Source organism: Novosphingobium sp. BF6 (assembly GCF_058273105.1).
Genome location: NZ_CM177775.1, coordinates 703,147 through 720,074, shown reverse-complemented (window position 1 = coordinate 720,074; position 16,928 = coordinate 703,147). Strand labels below are relative to the sequence as shown.

The following is a 16,928-nucleotide window of genomic DNA, read 5'->3' as shown; positions in this document are numbered from 1 at the left end:
GCAAGTGCAGCGCGAGGAAGAAACGGCACGCAAGGCTGACATTCCGAGGGTCCGGGGGATCATCCCCCGGAAATCTTCTCTTCCTACTACCCTTCAAAACCGCCCGAAATGCGTGTATCGGCGCGGCCATGCCTTCCATCGAGATCCCTAGGACCTACCGGGTCAAGAGCTTCGGCTGCCAGATGAACGTCTATGACGGCGAGCGCATGGGCGAGTTGCTGACCGAGCAGGGCATCACGGCCGCGCCGGAAGGCGAGGAGGCCGATCTGGTGGTGCTCAACACCTGCCATATCCGGGAAAAGGCGGCGGAGAAGGTCTATTCCGACATCGGCCGCCTGCGCCGGACGGACGGTTCCTCGCCGCTGATCGCGGTGGCGGGATGCGTCGCGCAGGCCGAGGGCGACGAGATCATGAAGCGTTCGCCTGCGGTGAAGATGGTGGTCGGCCCGCAGGCCTATCACCGCCTGCCGGAGATGATCCGCGTCGCCGCAGAGGGCAAGCGCGTCACCGATACCGACATGCCCGCCGAGACCAAGTTCGGCGCCCTGCCCCGTCGCCGGCGTTCGGGTCCGACCGCGTTCCTCACCGTGCAGGAAGGCTGCGACAAGTTCTGCACCTATTGCGTCGTTCCTTACACGCGCGGCGCCGAGGTTTCGCGGCCCCATGCCGACCTGATCGACGAGGCGCTGCGGCTGGTCGATGCCGGGGCGCGGGAGATCACGCTGCTCGGGCAGAACGTCAATGCCTGGACGGGCGAGGATGCGAAGGGGCGCAAGGTCGGTCTCGACGGGCTGATCCGCGAACTCGCCGAAATCCCCGATCTCGTCCGCATCCGCTACACCACCAGCCACCCCAACGACTTTACCGAAGGCCTGATCGCCGCGCATGGCGAGGTGGCGAAGCTGATGCCGTTCCTCCACCTGCCGGTGCAGGCGGGCAGCGACCGCGTGCTGAAGGCGATGAACCGCAGCCATACCGCCGAGAGCTATCTGAAGGTGCTCGAACGGGTGCGCGCGGCGCGGCCCGATATCGCGCTTTCGGGCGACTTCATCGTCGGCTTCCCCGGCGAGACCGATGCCGAGTTCGAGGAGACGCTCGCGCTGGTCGATGCGGTCGGCTACGCGCAGTGCTTCAGCTTCAAGTACAGCCCCCGCGCCGGGACTCCCGCCGCAACGATGGCCGGGCAGGTGCCCGCCGAAGTGATGACCGAGCGCATCATGCGCCTGCAAGCCGCGCTGGGCCGCGACCAGACCGCCTTCAACGCAGCCTCGGTCGGCAAGACCTGCGAGGTTCTGGTCGAGCGCAAGGGCAAGCTGCCCGGCCAGTGGCTGGGCAAGTCGCCATGGTTGCAATCGGTCTATTTCGAAGGCGATGTCGCAGTGGGCGATCTGGTCAGGGTGGAGCTGGTGGACAGCGGCTACAACGCCGTTTCCGGCAGGCTGCTGGAGACCGTGGCCGCGTGACCGGGAGGCAGGCGCTGGTTCTGGTTCCGGGGCTGTCCTGCGACCGGCACGTCTGGCAGGAGCAGATCGCGGGGCTTGCCGACATCGCGGAGGTGACCGTCGGCGATACGCTGAAGGACGATTCGATCGCACTGATGGCCAGCCGCGTGCTCGACGCCGCGCCGGAGCGGTTCGCCATCGCCGGGTTCTCGATGGGTGGCTACGTCGCGATGGAGATCTGGCGCCGCGCGCCGGAGCGGGTCACGCGGCTCGCCCTCGTCGATACCAATGCCCGCGCCGATAGCGAGGAACAGGCCGCGCTGCGCCGCGCCGCCATCGCCACGGCCCGGTCGCGCGGGTTCGAGCATGTGCTGCGCGGGTCGCTGCGCCAGCTGGTCGCGCCGGATTGTCCGGAGGCGCTGTTCGAGGAGGTCGTGCAGATGGCCCTGCGCGTCGGTTTCGGCACTTACATGGACCAGCAGGCGGCGATCATCGACCGCGCGGATTCGCTGGAAACGCTCGGAACGGTGACGGTTCCGACAATGGTCATGGTCGGCGAGGCGGACGCCCTCACCCCGCCGCGTCTGGCCGAGGAAATGGTGCAGGCGCTCATCCAGTCCGCTTCGGGCGCGGTCTAAGAGGTGATCGCGGATGCCGGGCACATGGCACCGATGGAGCAGCCGGAAGCGGTCAATGCCGCCTTCCGGCGCTGGTTGACGGCTTAGGCGGCGAGAACGAACCCTTCACCCACGCACTGGCCGTTGCCCCTCGCACTACCGTCATCCTGAACTTGTTTCAGGATCCATCGTGCCGATCGACCCGCCGTCGATGGTCAGAAATGGATCCTGAAACAAGTTCAGGATGACGATGGCTTACTGCGGGAATGGTGCGTGCCGAACAGGCCGCCCGACGACCCTCAATCCAGCGACTTCAGCGCGTCCTCCGCGATCAGCGGCTTGGCTATCGGTGCCGCGTTCGCGCTCACTTCCGCGCTGGCATTGCCGGGATAGCGCCTGCCGGTGAAGCGCAGGCGCGAGACGCCCTCGGCCATGCCGCCGCCGGAAACGCTCACCGCCAGATCGCGCCAGCCGTGCGACTTGCTGTCCAGCACGCCGACCGGAAGCTGGACCACGCTGGTCTCGCTCACCTGGATCAGATCGCCGTCCTGCCGCTTGAGCACCGCGAGGTTGCAACCGCCGGTGCCGCAGAACATCGGCCCGCCGAGATAGACCAGCACTTCGGGCGTCCCGTCACCGTCGAGATCGACCTCCGCAGTGGCATATTGCAGCTTGCCAAGGTCGCTGGAGACCGCATCCTTGTGGTGGGCGCGAATCCAGTCCTCCGGCGTCATCGGTGCGGCTTCGGTGACGTCCTCGACCGGCTCGGCGCTGGCGGAGGCGGTCGGTTCGGACGGCACGGCGTCCTTCTTGCAGGCGGCCAGCGACAGACCGAGCGCGAGCAGCGGAGCGAGTGCGAGAGCCGTTCTGGCGGAAGAAGTTCTTCTCATCGGGCAAGGCTAGCCGCTTGCGCGTCCTGCCTGCAAGACCGCTTCGTCGCATCGCCAAAACACCCTGAAGAACGCCCGGCAATACGAAAGGAGCCTCCGGCATGCACCGGAGGCTCCTCGCGACCCGCCAGGGACCCGGCGGCTTGTCTTAGCGGCTTACCAGAAGAAGCCGTTGTTGACGGCGACCACCCGGCCGGTCCGCATGTTCACCATGACCACGTCGTTGCCGTAGCGGACCCAGCGGTGGCCGGCGCGCGGCGCGGGCAGACGGTAGCGGCCATAGTCGTTCACCCAGTAGCGGCTGCCGTAATAGTTCGGCTGGAAACGATGGCCGACGGCGACCGGGCGATACTGGTAGCCGCGCGGACCCTGATAGGCGGGACGGCGGAAATCGTTGCGGTGGCTCTGGCGATAGTCGCGCCAGTCCTCGCGCAGTTCGCGGCGGGAATCGTTGAGGTCGCGGCGGGCTTCGCGAACGTCGCGGCGGTCGCCGTAGCGCTGGGCCTGACGCAGGTTGCGCTCGTCGTGGCGGACGTCGCGGGCGCTTTCGCGGACTTCGCGGGCGCTCTGGGCCGAGGCCATGGTGGGCACCGCCGCAGCAGGAATGATGACGCTTGCTGCCAGGGCGGCCATGATGAACTTGCGCATTGTGCTTCTCCTTGAACCGATCGGACCGAAGAGCCCTGAAGGGTTCTGGCCGGTCTGTGAGTTCAGGTTTGCACCACGCAAGATGAACGGACTTAAAATGTTGTTTGCAGGAAAGTTTCAGGTTTGTCTCAGGTCCGCGACAAATCGCCGGGCAGCGCGCCGAAACGGGCGGTTATCCCCCATGAGCTGCGCAATTTTCCGATAGACACGCCTTGCAGGAAGCGGCGCGCGGAGCCATCTTCAAGACAGAACGAAGCATCCTCATCTGAAAGGAGCACATGGCCCGCAAAGCAGCACGTGCCGGTGAAACGGCGCAGTTCAGGCCCGAAGCACATCGCCGGGCGCGTGTCGAAGTCGAGTTCGACGAGCAGACTTTGCTGGGGGCCTTGTTCGGCCAGTTCGATGCCAATCTCGTACAGGTCGAAAATCGCCTCGGCGTCTACATTGCCGCGCGCGGCAACAAGATCCAGATCGAAGGCCCGGAAGATGCCGTCGCCCGCGCCCGCGACACGCTCAAAAGCATGTATCACCGGCTGGAGCAGGGCCAGGCGCTTGATTCCGGCGCCGTCGAGGCGCTGATCGTCATGTCGGCCGAACCAACGCTGGAGGGGATCATCTCCGGCGATACCGGCGCCCCGCCGATCATGATCCGCACCCGCCGCAAGACGATCGTGCCGCGCTCGGCGATGCAGATCGAGTACATGCGCGCGCTCGCCCGTTCGGACGTGATCTTCGCGCTCGGCCCGGCGGGTACGGGCAAGACCTACCTCGCGGTGGCCCAGGCGGTGTCGCAGCTGATGACCGGCTCGGTCCAGCGCCTGATCCTCTCGCGCCCCGCCGTGGAAGCGGGCGAGAAGCTGGGCTTCCTGCCCGGCGACATGAAGGACAAGGTCGATCCCTACCTGCGGCCCTTGTACGACGCGCTCTACGACTGCATGCCGCCCGAGCAGGTGGAACGCCGCCTCGCCTCTGGAGAGATCGAAATCGCGCCGATCGCCTTCATGCGCGGCCGCACGCTGGCCGATGCCTTCGTCATCCTCGACGAAGCGCAGAACACCACGCGCGAGCAGATGAAGATGTTCCTCACCCGCTTCGGCCAGAACAGCCGCATGGTCGTCTGCGGCGATCCCCGGCAGGTCGACATCCCCGGCGGCGACCGCATGAGCGGCCTTGCCGACGCGGTGAGCCGTTTGGAAGGTGTTGAGGGCATCGACGTGACCCGCTTCACCGTGCAGGACGTGGTGCGCCACCCGATCGTCGGGCGTATCGTCGAGGCTTACGAGGGGCCTTACGTCGATCCTTCCGCACCAAAGGCAGAGTAGCTTCTCGGGTAAAATTGCGCCAAAGGGCCGGGGATGGATCTCGAAATCGATATCGAAGCCCCCTGGCCCGCCACCACCGACTGGGCCGACCTTGCCGAAGCCGCGCTCGAAGCGCTGGTGCAGGTGGCCCCGGAACTGGACAACCCGCGCCTGCTCGCCAGCCTGCTGTTCACTTCGGACGAGGAAGTCCACGTCCTCAACCGCGAATGGCGGGCCAAGGACAAGCCGACCAACGTGCTGTCCTTCCCCATGCTCGAACGCGCCGACCTGCTCGATCTCGCGCCCGACGGGCCGCCGGAAATGCTGGGCGACCTTGCCCTCGCCTTCGAGACCTGCGCCCGCGAGGCCGGGGAAAAGGGCGTGCCGGTGGAGCATCATGCCAGCCACCTGATCGTCCACGGCCTGCTCCATCTCGCCGGGCTGGACCACGAGATTTCGGACGCGGATGCCGAGGCAATGGAGGCCCTTGAAACAAAGGCTCTTGCCCTCATCGGCATTGCCGACCCATATGGCGACAGAACTTAACCTGTAGGGGTATTACAAGACGATGGCCGACAATGGCCGCCACACCGAGTCCGGCTCGGGAGACGGGGACAGTACCGGCACGCTCTGGCGTGTATTTCGGAGGCTTTTCCAGAACGACGGCGATCAGTCGCTTCGCGCGCAGATCGAAGGCGTCATCAACGAACATGAAGGCGATACCGAGGACGAGGCCCTCGCCCGCGGCGACCTTTCCTCGATCGAGCGGCAGATGCTGCGCAACCTGCTCCACTTCAGCGAGCACGATGCGGACGACATCGCCGTGCCCCGCAGCGAGATCGTGGCGATCCCCGCCTCGGCCACATGGGCCGAAGTGGTGGAAGCTTTCGCCGAGCACGGCCACAGCCGCATGCCGGTCTATGGCGACTCGCTCGACGCCATCAAGGGCATGATCCACATCAAGGACGTGTTCCCCATTCTCGCGCGCGGACAGCAGCCGCCCGAGGACTGGTCGAGCCTGCTGCGCCAGCCGCTCTACGTGCCACAGGCGCGCGGCGCGCTGGACGTGCTGGCCGACATGCGCGCCCAGCGCACCCACCTCGCCGTGGTGATCGACGAGTACAGCGGCACCGACGGCCTCATCACCATCGAGGACCTCGTCGAGGAAATCGTGGGTAACATCGAGGACGAGCACGACGACGCCCCCGAAGAGTTGCTAATTTCGCAAGAGAACGGTATGTGGGACGCCGACGCCCGCGTCGAACTAGAGGATGTGGCGGAACGGATCGATCCCCGCCTCGCGGAAGTCGAGGAAGCGGTGGATACGCTGGGCGGCCTCGCCTTCGTCCTGGCCGGACAGGTCCCTGCCGTCGGCACCGTTCTCGACCACGACAGCGGCTGGCGCATCGAAGTCACCGATGGCGACGAGCGCCGCGTCACACGGCTGCGCCTGCATCCGCCGGTCACGGAAATGGCCGAAGAAACCGAATGATCCTTGGGCGCCGCTTTCCGGCGGCGCCGGACCCCGAGTGAAAAGACGAGACATTGCCAGTACGCCGACTCCCCCCCCTGCGCGCGCTTGAAGCCTTCGTTCGCGTCGTCCGCCTCGGTTCGGCCAAGGCCGCCGCCAACGAACTGGCCCTCTCGCCTTCCGCGCTGTCGCGCCGCGTCGCTGCGCTCGAAGACTTCACCGGCAAGCGCCTGTTCACCCGCCAGCACCAGTCGATGAAGCTGACCGACGAGGGCCAGGCCTTCTACAACGTCGTCGGCCCCAAGCTGGAAGAGCTGGCGGAAGCGGTGGAATCGCAGATCGACCGTGGTCAGGTCCTGCGCCTGCACCTCGGCGTGCCCTCGCTGTTCGGCGGCCAGCGCCTGTTCCCGCGCCTGCCGGAACTGCGCAAGCTGCACCCGCGCCTGCATATCGACATCGACACCGGCGCCCATCTGGAAGACCGCGTGGGCGACACGCTGGACGCGGCGATCATCCTCTCGCCCGAGCCGGACCCGGCCTACTATCGCATCCAGCTCGACCACAACAAGGTCTACGCCATCACCTCGCAGGAGATGGCGCGGGAGATCGGCACCGTCCCCGACGAGGCGATCCTCTCCAAACAGACCTTCCTGATCCACCAGGACCTGCCGCAGAGCCTGGATGCGTGGAAGAACGCGATCGGCCTCGAAAAGCTGGAACCGGCCTCGGTCGACCGCTTCGACTCCGGCCAGCTGGTGCTGGAAGCCGCCGCGCAGGGTCTCGGCATCGCGATCATGCACGACGACCACTTCCGCCGCAGCCACGACAACCGCCTGGCGCGGCTGTTCGATATCGATGTGGAAAGCCCCTACCGCTACTGGTTCGTCTGCAAGCCCAAGGCGCTGGAATCGCGCCCGGTGCGCATCTTCCACGAGTGGCTGCTGCAAGCCGGGCTGTAACGCTCTCAACCCGCCGTCCCTTGCGCAAGCGGGGACGGCGTTTTTGCGACATGACGGGCGATTTCATTCCTCTGACCGGCACTTCGCAGGTATGATCCCGCGACTTTTCCGACTGTCCGGGGGCTCCGTCATGCGTTTCGTGTTCTTCATTGCCGCCGCTGCGGCCGCCATCGCCTCGGCCACGCCCAGCCTCGCCGCCGAGCCTGCGCCGACAACCACGGCGGCGCCCGTCAGCGATCCCGCCCGCATCGCCGCCGCCCGCCAGACGGTCGACTACGTGTTCCCCCTCGGCACTTACGCGCGGCTGATGAACGGCACGCTCGACAAGATGATGGACTCCGTCATGGATTCCACCATGAAGCTGCCGCTCAGGCAACTTGCAGGCCTCAGCGGCGTCGATACCGAGGATCTGGGCGAGGCTTCCATGGCCGAGATCATGGAAATCTACGATCCGGCCTTCAAGCAGCGCATGCAGATCTCCACCCGCACGATGATGGGCGAGATGATCCCGCTGATGACCCAGGTGGAGCCCAATATCCGCGACGGCCTGACCCAGGCCTATGCGGGCAAGTACAGCGCCGAGCAGCTCGGCGAACTCAACGCCTTCTTCGCGACGCCGACCGGCAGGGCCTATGCGGCCGATTCCTATCTCATCATGATGTCGCCGGAAGTCATGGTCAAGATGCAGGGCTTCGTGCCCAAGCTGATGGAACAGATGCCCGCCATCGTCGAAAAGGTGAAGGCCGCCAGCGCCAGCCTGCCGGAGCCGCGTAATTACACGGACCTTTCCAGGAGCGAGAAGGCCCGCCTCGCAAAGCTGCTCGGCATCTCGGAAGCGCAGCTGGAGAAGGACGAGAAGGCCAAGGCCGACACGTCCGAGTGACCCACGAAAAAGGGCGGTGCCATCGGCACCGCCCTTTTCTTTATCGGCAAACCGAAAAGGCCGATCAGCCTTCCGAAACGGTCGCCTTGACGATCTTGCCCGGCTCGCGCGGCGGCTCGCCCTTGGGCAGCGCGTCGACGAGTTCCATGCCTTCGACCACCTGGCCCCAGACGGTGTACTGCTTGTCGAGGAAGCGCGCGTCGTCGAAGCAGATGAAGAACTGGCTGTTCGCCGAGTGCGGATAGCTGGTGCGCGCCATCGAGCAGACGCCGCGCACGTGCGGCTCGGCGTTGAATTCGGCCTGAAGGTCCGGCTTGTCCGAACCGCCCATGCCGGTGCCGTTGGGGCAGCCGCCCTGCGCCATGAAGCCGGGGATCACGCGGTGGAACTTGATGCCGTCGTAGAAGCCTTCGCCGGTCAGTTCCTTGATGCGCTCGACGTGGCCGGGGGCGAGGTCGGGGCGCAGCTTGATCTTCACGTCGCCGCCTTCGCCGTTGCCGGTGTCGAGCGTGAGCGTCAGGTATTCGTCAGCCATTGCGGGTCTCCTTGTGCCGGTGCGGGGCCGCAGCCGGCGGGTGTTGGCGCCCGATATAGGCGATGATCCGCCAATGTCACGTGGGGAGCGTTCACCCGTGCCCTTGCCGCCACCTTCCTCGGAAACTTTCCAATCCCGCCCGCCCCCTGTTGCAATCGCGAAATAGCTGCGTAGACCGGCCCGCATGAGCGAAACGGACCTCAAGCACGACCCGGCGGAACAGGCGGAAGACACCGCGCGTCACGACGTGCCCGAATCCGAAAGCCTCGACGACGACAACCGCCTGAAGGCCGAATTCGTCCGCAGCGTGAAGGACGCGCTGGACGAAGAGGACTTCGAGCGCGTCTACGACCTCGTCGAACCGCTCCACCCCGCCGACATCGCCGACTTGTTCGAGCTGGTCGACGAGAACGAGCGCCTCGGCCTCGCCCGCGCCATCCGCGACCTCATGGGCGTGGAAGTCATCGCCGAGATGAACGACTGGGTGCGCGAAGCCCTGGTCGAGGCCCTGCCCGCCGACGTCGTCGCCGAAATCGCCGAGCAGCTCGATACCGACGATGCCGTCGCGATGCTGGAAGACCTCGACGAGGAGGACCAGCAAGCCGTCCTCGCCGAGATGGAGCCGGAAGACCGCGCCGCCATCGAGACGGCGCTGTCCTATCCGGAAGAATCCGCCGGCCGCCTGATGAGCCGCGATTTCGTGGCCGTTCACGAATCGATGACCGTCGGCGACCTCATCGACTTCCTGCGCGAGCACCGCGAGCTGCCCACCGAGTTCTGGGAAGTGTTCATCGTCGATCCGATGCACCGCCCGATCGGCACCTGCGCGCTCTCGTGGATCCTGCGCACACCACGCAATATCCCGCTCTACGACGTGATGGCGCGCGACCAGACCCTGATCCCGGCCGACATGGACCAGGAAGAAGTCGCGCTACGCTTCCAGAAATACGCGCTGATCTCCGCCGCCGTGGTCGACGATGCCGGGCGGCTGATCGGCCAGATCACCGTCGATGACATCGTCCACATCATTCAGGAAGAAGCGGGCGAGGATACCCTGCTGCTGTCCGGCGCAGGCGACGGCGACATCAACGAGCCGATTCGCGACGCCTATTCGGCGCGCGTGCGCTGGCTGATCGCCAACCTGCTCACCGCTACGCTGGCTTCCTCGGTGATCGCCATGTTCGAAGGCACGATCTCGAAGATGGTGGCACTGGCCACGCTGATGCCGATCGTCGCCGGTCTCGGCGGCAATGCCGGGACGCAGACTCTGGCGGTTACCGTCCGCGCGCTCGCCACCAACCAGCTTACCGCCTCCAACGCCTGGCGCGCGGTGCGGCGCGAGATGTCGATCGCCCTGCTCAACGGCTGCACGGTGGCGGTCGTCATCGGCATCGTGGTGAGCCTGATTTTCGGCAATGTCACGCTGGGTCTGGTCATTGCCATGGCGATGATGACGAACATCCTGATCGCGGGCATGGCGGGCGTCTTCGTGCCGCTGACGCTGGAACGCTTCAAGGCCGACCCGGCCATCGCCTCGTCCATCTTCGTGACAATGACGACGGATTCAATGGGCTTCCTCGTCTTCCTGGGCCTGGCGACGGTTTCCGGTCTGGTGGGGTAGATTCAGGTTTGAAAATGCCCTTCCGGGCATTTTCGTAGCGGCACCGGCCCTCTCCCGTCCCGAAGAGCACGAAAAGGTCCGGGGGACCTTTTCGCTGAAGGGGCCGACCTCCCATCAGGATACACTCGTGGGAGGTCGGGTGGGGGAGAGGGCCGGTGCCGCCAAAATCCGCCTATGGCGGATTTTCAAACCGACTCCCGATACCTATCTAACGCCCATGCCGCTGCACATGACCAAGATCGCCTTTTCCGCCGAAAGCCCGGCGGATTTGCGCGCCTGGCTGGAAAGCCACGGAGACATCGGCGAGGCCCGCCTGACCACCCGCTACCTGCCCAAGCGGCAGGAGGAGATGGTCGGTGGCTCGCTATACTGGATCTACGAGCATGCGCTGATCGGTCGTTCGCCGATCCTCGGTTTCGAGCAGCGCGAGGACGGGCGCTGGTGGATTCGCCTCGCGCCCACGCTGATCCCGGTCGTCACCCAGCCCAAGCGCGCCCATCAGGGCTGGCGCTACCTTGCCGAAAAGGACGCCCCGCGCGACCTCGGCGAAGGCGAGACGGCAGGGGATGCAATGCCGCCCGCGATGGCGCGGGAACTGGCGAAACTGGGGCTGGTATGACGGGCTTCGGCAAGGACGAACGCGCGGCGCTCCTGGCGGTAAAGGGCGTCGGCCCGACCGTGGTGGCGCGGCTGGAAGAGCTGGGCATAACGACTTTCGCCGATCTCGCGGAACGCGATCCCGATGCGATCTGCGCGGAAGTCTCCGCTACGCTGGGTTCGACCTGCTGGCGCAACAGCCCGCAAGCGCGCGGCGCCATCGCCGCCGCCGTGGCGCGGGCTGGCGAAGGACTGGGCTGACGAAACCCTAGCCCCGGTCCACCCACCAGCGCATCAGCACATGGGCGATGGCATGGGCGGGCGGCGCGCCGAAAGCCTTGCCGTTCTCTCCCCGACCGATGGCTTCCAGCGCCTCGACCACTTCCTCGCGCGTGAACCAGCGCACATCCTCAAGCTCGGTCTCATCGATGGTGATCGCATCGTCATCCGCCACGGCATGGCAGCCGATCATCAGCGAGGACGGGAACGGCCAGGGCTGGCTCGCCACATACGTCACATCGCGGACCCGCAGTCCCGCTTCCTCGTGAATCTCGCGCGCGACCGCCTCTTCCACTGATTCGCCCGGCTCCACGAAGCCCGCCAAAGTCGAGTAGCGCCCTTCCGGAAAACGCGGCTGGCGGCCCAGCAGCGCGCGGCCCTCGTGCTCGACGAGCATGATCGTCACCGGATCGACGCGCGGGAAATGCTCGGCGCCGCAGTCGATATTGGTGCAAGTGCGCTGCCAGCCGCCCTTGGCGAGCGCGGTCGGATGCCCGCAGACCGAGCAATGGCGATGGTGGCAATGCCAGCTCACCAGCGAGCGGGCGCCGCCATAGGCCGCCAGCTCGCCGGAATCGAGCACCGCCATCGCATGCCAGTTGACCGGCGTGGCGTGAGGGCCGCCCGGCGGCGTCTCCGGCGGCACTTCCGCGAAACAGGGCACCGCCCCGTCGAGGCCGAGGAAGATCATCTCGCTGCCCGGCTCGGCCTCGGCAAGCGTGCCCCAGGTCAGCGCGCCGTCGTCCTTCAGCACCGCGTCCAGCCCGTCGAGCCGCAGCAGCCGCGCCTCGCTGCTTTGCAGGGCGAGCAGCGCGGCCGGATCGCCCCGGATATGGTCGGCGCGGTCGAGATGCGATCCGGCAAAGGCGATCGGCAGAAGCTTTGGGGGAAGCAGTTTCGGCAGGCGGGTATCGGTCAACGCGGCGTCTCCAACAGGGCCATGATGTCGGCCTTCAGCGCAGTCTGGAACTGGGGGATGAGGTCGACCGCATTGGGCGGCATGAACTGCGCGAAAAGCTGCGAGCGCAGGCTGCGGATCATGTCGACCATGCCCACCGTTCCCGCCGCGCCGGACCAGCCGAAGATGCCGTTCTCCGCACCCTTGCCGACGCGCCCGCCCGCCCCGAAGCCGCTGCCGGGCGTTAGCATCGGCGACTGGCTCTCGACCGGCGGCAGCAGGTCGCTCGTCCCGGTCACGACCGCGCTTTCCGCCAGCACGCGCTTGCCGTCCAGCATGCCGCGCTGGGCGAGCAGGCGCAGGAACCGGTCGTAATCGCGCGGACTGCTGACGAGGCCGGAGCCGCCGAAGGGGAACGCGGGACGGTTCAGGAACAGCGAGCTGCCCGGCTCGTCGATCGGCACGAGCACTTCGCCCAGCGCGGCGTAATTGGTGGTGAGGCGGTGGCCCTGGGCGGCGGGGACCTGGAAGAAAGTGCTCGTCATCCCCGCCGGTTCGAACAGCGCCTCGCGCAGATGGACATCGAAGGGGCGGCCGCTGACGACTTCGATCACCCGGCCCATCAGGTCTAGCCCCAGCGAATAGCTCCAGTGCGTCGCCGGATCGTAGACCAGCGGCACTTCGGCAAGGCGATCGGCGAACAGCGCGAGGCTGGGCGCCGGGGGCGAGTCGGTCAGGCCCGGAATCTTCAGCCGCGTGATCTGCCCGGCAGCGAGGCCCTTCGCCTGCAACAGGTCGCGGATCGGACCGGTCTGGACGATCGAATAGCCCAGCCCCGAAGTATGGGTGAGCAAGTGGCGCATGGTGATTGCCTGGGGGGCAGGGTGGAGCGCCGAGAGCGAGCCGTCGTAGCGATCCTGCACCTGCATCGCCGCGAACTTCGGCAGCACGTCGTGCAGCGGCTGGTCGAGCGCAAGGCGGCCCTCCGCCACCAGTTGCATCGCCATGATTCCGGTGATCGGCTTGGTCATCGAATAGATGCGGAACAGGCTGTCCGCCGAGATCGGGGTGGCGTCGGTGAAACCCTGCGCGCCGCGCGCGACGAATTCGGTCTCGCGCCCCGGCAGCCCGAGCGAGGCGACGAGGCCGGGGAAGACGCCCGCGCGGTCGGGAGTTCCGGTCCAGCGCTCCAGCAAGGCCCGCACGCGGGGCAGGGTCTCCTGCTGGGTCGCAGCGCGGAGCAGTCCCGGCATCAGCGCCGCGCCGATCCCGGCGGCACCGGCCATGCGCAGCAGCGTGCGGCGATCGAGGGCTGCCGCCAGCCGCTCGCGAACTTGCGTCATGCCATCTCCGCCAGCGCGAGACCCGCCGCCTTGGCGAAGAGCGTCGGCAGTCCAGCCTCGTCCAGCCGGTCGAGCGGCCACCACTCGCCCTCGCCCGAGGGATCGCCGCGAAGTTCGCCGAGATGGACGGAAAGCCCGAGTTCGAGCGCGAAGTGGGTGAAGACATGGCCGACCCGCCCGGCACTTTCCCAGCGTCCGGCGATCGGCGGCTCGCCGTGGCCGTCGCTGCGCGCGGACCAGCCGTCGTCGGGCAGCGCGCGCATGCCGCCGAGCATGCCCTTGTCGGCGCGGCGCACCAGCCAGACCTGCTCGTCGCGCTCGATCCAGAAGGCGCGGCCCTTGCGGGTCGGCTTGGCCTTCTTCGGCGCCTTGACCGGGAAGCGCTCAGGCTCACCCATGACCCGCGCCCGGCAGTCGGCGGCGATCGGGCAGAGCAGGCAGCGGGGCGCGCGCGTAGTGCAAACGGTCGCGCCCATGTCCATCAGCGCCTGTGCGAAGTCTCCGGCGCGCAGATCGGGCGTGATCGTGTCGGTGAGCGCGCGGATCGCCGGGCGCGCGCCCGGCAGCGCCTCGTCCAGCGCGAAGAGGCGCGTCACCACCCGCTCGACATTGGCGTCGACCACCACGGCACGGCGGCCGAAGGCGATCGCGGCGACGGCGGCGGCGGTATAGGCACCCAGCCCCGGCAGCGCGCGCAGACCTTCCTCCGTATCCGGGAACACCCCGCCCCGCGCCGCGACTTCACGGGCGCAGGCCAGCAGGTTGCGGGCTCGGGCATAGTAGCCGAGGCCCGCCCAGGCGGCCATGACATCCTCGTCCGAGGCGGCGGCGAGATCGGTGACAGTGGGCCAGCGACTCGTGAACTTCGCGAAATAGTCCTTCACCGCCGCGACCGTGGTCTGCTGGAGCATGACTTCGGATAGCCAGACGCGGTAAGGATCGGGTGCAGGCGTGCCCGGCGCCGCCCGCCACGGCAGCGTGCGGGCATGGGCGTCGTACCAGTCGAGAACCTTGCCCGGAACGTTGGATGGGATCGTATCGCGGCTGGCGTCCATCAGCGCCCTATGGCATTGGAGCGCCCACAATGGAACGGCATCCGAGCAAAGGAACAGAAAAGAAACCGGCGTCCAAGCGCGCGGGCGCTGGTACGGGCGCCGGGGCGACCAAGAGCGCCGCGAAGGAAGCCCCCAAGCGCTTCGAGCGCGCGCGCGGCGGCCAGGCGCGCCAGATTTCCGACCTCATGCCCGAAGTTGGCCGCACCGCTTTCCGCCGCTTCGGCTTCGTGCAGTCGAGCGTGGTGACGCGCTGGCCCGAGATCGTCGGGCTGCGCCATGCCCGCGTCTGTTCGCCCGAATCGATCCGCTTTCCCCCCGGCGAGAAATGCGACGGCATTCTCCAGCTGGTGGTGCTCGCCGCCCATGCCCCGATGATCCAGCACGTCGTGCCCGAGATCATGGAGCGGGTGAACCGCTTCTTCGGCTACAAGGCTGTCGCCAAAGTGAAAATCCGGCAAGGCGAGGTTAAGGCACCGCCTGCCACGCGGCCGAAGGCGGCTCCGCCCTCGCTCAAACCCGTACCCTTCGAACTGGGCGAATCGCTGCGCGACATCGGCGATCCCGAGCTTCGCGCGGTGCTCGAATCGCTGGCCCGAAGCATCGGTGCCCAGGATGATCAAAAGCAAGATCAGGAAAAGCAGTGATGAAGTCCACCTTGCGTCTCGCCGCACTCGCCGCCGTCGCCCTGCTGAGCGTCGCCGCCACCAAGCCCGCTCACAAGCCGCTGGCACCCACGTCGAACCCGGCCTCGAACTGGGCGAACCAGATCGTCGTCAATCCCGACGGCAGTCACCGCTACGGCAATCCCAAGGCGGAGATGCAGCTCAACGAATTCGTCAGCTACACCTGCCCGCACTGCGCCCACTTCAACCGCGAGGCCGATCCCACCCTGCGCCTGACCATGGTGCCCAAGGGCCAGATCGTGGTGACCGTCACCACCCTGCTGCGCAACCCGATCGACCTGACGATCTCGATGCTCACCACCTGCGGCGATCCCAAGCGCTTCTTCCAGCGCCACAACGCCTTCCTCGCCAGCCAGGACGCCTGGATGGGCAAGCTGGAGAAGATGAGCGAGGAACAGCAGAAGCGCTGGTACCAGGGCGCCCTGCCCGAGCGCATGAAGGCCATCGCCAGCGACCTCGACTTCTACACCCGCGTCGCCGCCTGGGGCATGAGCCGCACCCAGGCCGACGCCTGCTTCGCCAACGAGACGGTATTCGACACGATCAAGCAGCAGCAGGCCACCGTGGCGAAGAACGGCGTGAACTCGACGCCGAGCTTCATCCTCGACGGCAAGCTGCTCGACGCCCACGACTGGGCCGGTCTCTCCGCCGAGATCAAAAGCCGGATGGCCGCCAAGCGCAAGGGCTCGATCTAAGAAATTGCGGCACCGGCCCCCTCCCCCACCCGACCTCCCAACAATAGTACCCTATGGGAGGTCGGGTGGGGGAGAGGGCCGGTGCCGTCAAAATTCGCCTTCAGCGAATTTTCAAAAAGGGCCGCGTTTCTGTGGGAAAGCGCCCGTCTCTCTTGCCTCCGGCGCTGTTATCGGCTGCCGCCTTCCGCTAGTTTCCCCGCCTTCTCACAAGGATTCGCCATGCTCCGCAAGACCGCCCTGCGCACACTCGCCCTTGGAATGATCGCCGCGCCGCTCGCGCTTGGCCTCGCCTCATGCGGGAAGAAGGAAGCCGGATCGACCGACGCGCCCAAATCGGAGCAGGCCCTGCCCAAGGTCGCGCCGCCCGCCGGCAAGACCTGGGCCGATGTGGTGGCCAAGACCCCCGAAGGCGGCTACCGCATCGGCAATCCCGAAGCGCCGATCAAGCTGGTCGAATATGGCGCGCTCTCGTGCTCGCACTGCGCCGAATTCGCGCACGAGAGCTTCGAGAAGCTGCGCGACGACTATGTCGCCAGCGGCCGCGTGAGCTACGAGCTGCGCTACTTCATGCTCAACGCCTTCGACATCCCGGCCTCGCTGCTCGCCACGTGCGGCTCGACCGAGGCGGTGCTGCCGCTCAGCGAGCAGTTCTGGGCCTGGCAGCCGAACATGTTCCAGAATCTCCAGTCCGCCGGTGACGCGCGGATGAAGCAGATTCAGGACCTGCCCAAGGACCAGCAGATGCAGGCCATCGCCGAAGTCGGCGGCATGACCGAATTCTTCGCCTCGCGCGGAATCTCGCGCGATCAGGCCAAGGTCTGCCTCGGCGATGCCGCCAAGGCCAAGGCATTCGCCGACCAGACCCAGAAGGCGACGACCGAGTTCAACGTCAACGGCACGCCGACCTTCATCATCAACGGCACCACGCTGGGCTCGATGGGCTGGAAGGAACTCGAACCCAAGCTCCAGGAAGCCGGCGCGCGCTGATCCGCGCCGCCGTCATGAATTGAA

General features: G+C 66.7%; 19 protein-coding genes. 13 read left to right on the top strand and 6 right to left on the bottom strand.

Annotated elements, in window-relative coordinates; all coding sequences use genetic code 11:
- Positions 1 to 128: 128 nt before the first annotated feature.
- Positions 129 to 1,463: a tRNA (N6-isopentenyl adenosine(37)-C2)-methylthiotransferase MiaB gene (miaB, locus tag AC4D6D_RS03590; protein ID WP_491326530.1), complete on the top strand. Its 1,335-nt coding sequence runs from the start codon at positions 129 to 131 to the stop codon at positions 1,461 to 1,463.
- Positions 1,460 to 2,080 carry an alpha/beta fold hydrolase gene (locus tag AC4D6D_RS03585; protein WP_491326529.1) on the top strand — a complete coding sequence of 207 codons (621 nt, stop codon included), beginning with the start codon at positions 1,460 to 1,462 and terminating at the stop codon, positions 2,078 to 2,080. The genes miaB and AC4D6D_RS03585 overlap by 4 nt, the downstream gene beginning before the upstream one ends.
- Before the next feature lie 278 nt (positions 2,081 to 2,358).
- Here AC4D6D_RS03585 and AC4D6D_RS03580 read toward each other — a convergent pair whose 3' ends face one another.
- Together AC4D6D_RS03580 and AC4D6D_RS03575 are read right to left on the bottom strand one after the other, a co-directional pair.
- Positions 2,359 to 2,949, bottom strand: a complete 591-nt coding sequence (locus AC4D6D_RS03580; RefSeq protein ID WP_491326528.1) for a COG3650 family protein — start codon at positions 2,947 to 2,949, stop codon at positions 2,359 to 2,361.
- A 156-nt stretch (positions 2,950 to 3,105) separates the two neighbouring features.
- A complete protein-coding gene (locus tag AC4D6D_RS03575) occupies positions 3,106 to 3,597 on the bottom strand; it encodes an RcnB family protein (protein WP_491326527.1) in 492 nt (163 codons plus the stop codon).
- 278 nt (positions 3,598 to 3,875) lie between these two features.
- On the opposite strand from AC4D6D_RS03575, the gene AC4D6D_RS03570 reads away from it, so the two are divergent.
- The 5 genes from AC4D6D_RS03570 (at position 3,876) to AC4D6D_RS03550 (ending at position 8,211) form a co-directional block, all read left to right on the top strand.
- Complete coding sequence (locus tag AC4D6D_RS03570) at positions 3,876 to 4,919, top strand: PhoH family protein (RefSeq protein WP_147216611.1); 1,044 nt, start codon at positions 3,876 to 3,878, stop codon at positions 4,917 to 4,919.
- Positions 4,920 to 4,952: 33 nt separating this feature from the next.
- Positions 4,953 to 5,444: an rRNA maturation RNase YbeY gene (ybeY, locus tag AC4D6D_RS03565; RefSeq protein ID WP_491326526.1), complete on the top strand. Its 492-nt coding sequence runs from the start codon at positions 4,953 to 4,955 to the stop codon at positions 5,442 to 5,444.
- A gap of 22 nt (positions 5,445 to 5,466) precedes the next feature.
- A complete protein-coding gene (locus AC4D6D_RS03560; protein WP_491326525.1) occupies positions 5,467 to 6,390 on the top strand; it encodes a hemolysin family protein in 924 nt (307 codons plus the stop codon).
- A 53-nt stretch (positions 6,391 to 6,443) separates the two neighbouring features.
- Positions 6,444 to 7,328 carry a LysR substrate-binding domain-containing protein gene (locus AC4D6D_RS03555; protein ID WP_147216605.1) on the top strand — a complete coding sequence of 295 codons (885 nt, stop codon included), beginning with the start codon at positions 6,444 to 6,446 and terminating at the stop codon, positions 7,326 to 7,328.
- Positions 7,329 to 7,458: 130 nt separating this feature from the next.
- Complete coding sequence (locus tag AC4D6D_RS03550) at positions 7,459 to 8,211, top strand: DUF2059 domain-containing protein (protein ID WP_491326524.1); 753 nt, start codon at positions 7,459 to 7,461, stop codon at positions 8,209 to 8,211.
- A gap of 64 nt (positions 8,212 to 8,275) precedes the next feature.
- Here AC4D6D_RS03550 and AC4D6D_RS03545 read toward each other — a convergent pair whose 3' ends face one another.
- Positions 8,276 to 8,746 (bottom strand): peptidylprolyl isomerase, encoded by a 471-nt coding sequence (locus tag AC4D6D_RS03545; RefSeq protein WP_147216601.1) that lies wholly within the window; start codon positions 8,744 to 8,746, stop codon positions 8,276 to 8,278.
- Positions 8,747 to 8,930: 184 nt separating this feature from the next.
- On the opposite strand from AC4D6D_RS03545, the gene mgtE reads away from it, so the two are divergent.
- The 3 genes from mgtE to AC4D6D_RS03530 all read left to right on the top strand — a co-directional run bounded on the left by mgtE (position 8,931) and on the right by AC4D6D_RS03530 (position 11,225).
- Positions 8,931 to 10,367, top strand: coding sequence for a magnesium transporter (mgtE, locus tag AC4D6D_RS03540; protein ID WP_491326523.1), 1,437 nt, complete (start codon positions 8,931 to 8,933; stop codon positions 10,365 to 10,367).
- 217 nt (positions 10,368 to 10,584) lie between these two features.
- A complete protein-coding gene (locus AC4D6D_RS03535) occupies positions 10,585 to 10,986 on the top strand; it encodes a DUF1489 family protein (RefSeq protein WP_465146206.1) in 402 nt (133 codons plus the stop codon).
- Complete coding sequence (locus AC4D6D_RS03530) at positions 10,983 to 11,225, top strand: helix-hairpin-helix domain-containing protein (RefSeq protein ID WP_491326522.1); 243 nt, start codon at positions 10,983 to 10,985, stop codon at positions 11,223 to 11,225. The genes AC4D6D_RS03535 and AC4D6D_RS03530 overlap by 4 nt, the downstream gene beginning before the upstream one ends.
- A gap of 7 nt (positions 11,226 to 11,232) precedes the next feature.
- Here AC4D6D_RS03530 and nudC read toward each other — a convergent pair whose 3' ends face one another.
- From nudC to AC4D6D_RS03515, 3 genes are read right to left on the bottom strand one after another with little or no spacing between them, the layout of a single operon-like run.
- Positions 11,233 to 12,162: an NAD(+) diphosphatase gene (gene nudC / locus AC4D6D_RS03525; RefSeq protein WP_491326521.1), complete on the bottom strand. Its 930-nt coding sequence runs from the start codon at positions 12,160 to 12,162 to the stop codon at positions 11,233 to 11,235.
- Positions 12,159 to 13,484 carry a serine hydrolase domain-containing protein gene (locus AC4D6D_RS03520; RefSeq protein WP_491326520.1) on the bottom strand — a complete coding sequence of 442 codons (1,326 nt, stop codon included), beginning with the start codon at positions 13,482 to 13,484 and terminating at the stop codon, positions 12,159 to 12,161. The genes nudC and AC4D6D_RS03520 overlap by 4 nt, the downstream gene beginning before the upstream one ends.
- Entirely contained in the window at positions 13,481 to 14,539 is a 1,059-nt protein-coding gene (locus AC4D6D_RS03515; protein WP_491326519.1) for an A/G-specific adenine glycosylase, read from the bottom strand. Before AC4D6D_RS03515 ends, AC4D6D_RS03520 begins: the two co-directional genes overlap by 4 nt.
- A gap of 29 nt (positions 14,540 to 14,568) precedes the next feature.
- Here AC4D6D_RS03515 and AC4D6D_RS03510 point away from each other — a divergent pair, with 29 nt between their 5' ends.
- The 3 genes from AC4D6D_RS03510 (at position 14,569) to AC4D6D_RS03500 (ending at position 16,904) form a co-directional block, all read left to right on the top strand.
- Positions 14,569 to 15,183, top strand: a complete 615-nt coding sequence (locus AC4D6D_RS03510; RefSeq protein ID WP_491326518.1) for a DUF721 domain-containing protein — start codon at positions 14,569 to 14,571, stop codon at positions 15,181 to 15,183.
- Positions 15,183 to 15,917, top strand: coding sequence for a DsbA family protein (locus AC4D6D_RS03505; protein WP_491326517.1), 735 nt, complete (start codon positions 15,183 to 15,185; stop codon positions 15,915 to 15,917). Before AC4D6D_RS03510 ends, AC4D6D_RS03505 begins: the two co-directional genes overlap by 1 nt.
- A 219-nt stretch (positions 15,918 to 16,136) precedes the next feature.
- The gene (locus AC4D6D_RS03500) at positions 16,137 to 16,904 is read left to right on the top strand and encodes a DsbA family protein (RefSeq protein ID WP_491326516.1); all 768 of its coding nucleotides are present in this window, start codon (positions 16,137 to 16,139) and stop codon (positions 16,902 to 16,904) included.
- Positions 16,905 to 16,928: the final 24 nt, after the last annotated feature.

What these genes read in the sequence shown, in the direction of transcription:
- AC4D6D_RS03505 (WP_491326517.1), top strand. Translation starts at nt 15,183, where the DNA reads ATGAAGTCCACCTTGCGTCTCGCCGCACTCGCCGCCGTCGCCCTGCTG.
- AC4D6D_RS03575 (WP_491326527.1), bottom strand. Translation starts at nt 3,597, where the DNA reads ATGCGCAAGTTCATCATGGCCGCCCTGGCAGCAAGCGTCATCATTCCT.
- ybeY (WP_491326526.1), top strand. Translation starts at nt 4,953, where the DNA reads ATGGATCTCGAAATCGATATCGAAGCCCCCTGGCCCGCCACCACCGAC.
- AC4D6D_RS03500 (WP_491326516.1), top strand. Translation starts at nt 16,137, where the DNA reads ATGCTCCGCAAGACCGCCCTGCGCACACTCGCCCTTGGAATGATCGCC.
- AC4D6D_RS03580 (WP_491326528.1), bottom strand. Translation starts at nt 2,949, where the DNA reads ATGAGAAGAACTTCTTCCGCCAGAACGGCTCTCGCACTCGCTCCGCTG.
- mgtE (WP_491326523.1), top strand. Translation starts at nt 8,931, where the DNA reads ATGAGCGAAACGGACCTCAAGCACGACCCGGCGGAACAGGCGGAAGAC.
- AC4D6D_RS03550 (WP_491326524.1), top strand. Translation starts at nt 7,459, where the DNA reads ATGCGTTTCGTGTTCTTCATTGCCGCCGCTGCGGCCGCCATCGCCTCG.
- AC4D6D_RS03535 (WP_465146206.1), top strand. Translation starts at nt 10,585, where the DNA reads ATGCCGCTGCACATGACCAAGATCGCCTTTTCCGCCGAAAGCCCGGCG.
- AC4D6D_RS03570 (WP_147216611.1), top strand. Translation starts at nt 3,876, where the DNA reads ATGGCCCGCAAAGCAGCACGTGCCGGTGAAACGGCGCAGTTCAGGCCC.
- AC4D6D_RS03510 (WP_491326518.1), top strand. Translation starts at nt 14,569, where the DNA reads ATGGAACGGCATCCGAGCAAAGGAACAGAAAAGAAACCGGCGTCCAAG.
- AC4D6D_RS03560 (WP_491326525.1), top strand. Translation starts at nt 5,467, where the DNA reads ATGGCCGACAATGGCCGCCACACCGAGTCCGGCTCGGGAGACGGGGAC.
- AC4D6D_RS03520 (WP_491326520.1), bottom strand. Translation starts at nt 13,484, where the DNA reads ATGACGCAAGTTCGCGAGCGGCTGGCGGCAGCCCTCGATCGCCGCACG.
- miaB (WP_491326530.1), top strand. Translation starts at nt 129, where the DNA reads ATGCCTTCCATCGAGATCCCTAGGACCTACCGGGTCAAGAGCTTCGGC.
- AC4D6D_RS03530 (WP_491326522.1), top strand. Translation starts at nt 10,983, where the DNA reads ATGACGGGCTTCGGCAAGGACGAACGCGCGGCGCTCCTGGCGGTAAAG.
- AC4D6D_RS03515 (WP_491326519.1), bottom strand. Translation starts at nt 14,539, where the DNA reads ATGGACGCCAGCCGCGATACGATCCCATCCAACGTTCCGGGCAAGGTT.
- AC4D6D_RS03545 (WP_147216601.1), bottom strand. Translation starts at nt 8,746, where the DNA reads ATGGCTGACGAATACCTGACGCTCACGCTCGACACCGGCAACGGCGAA.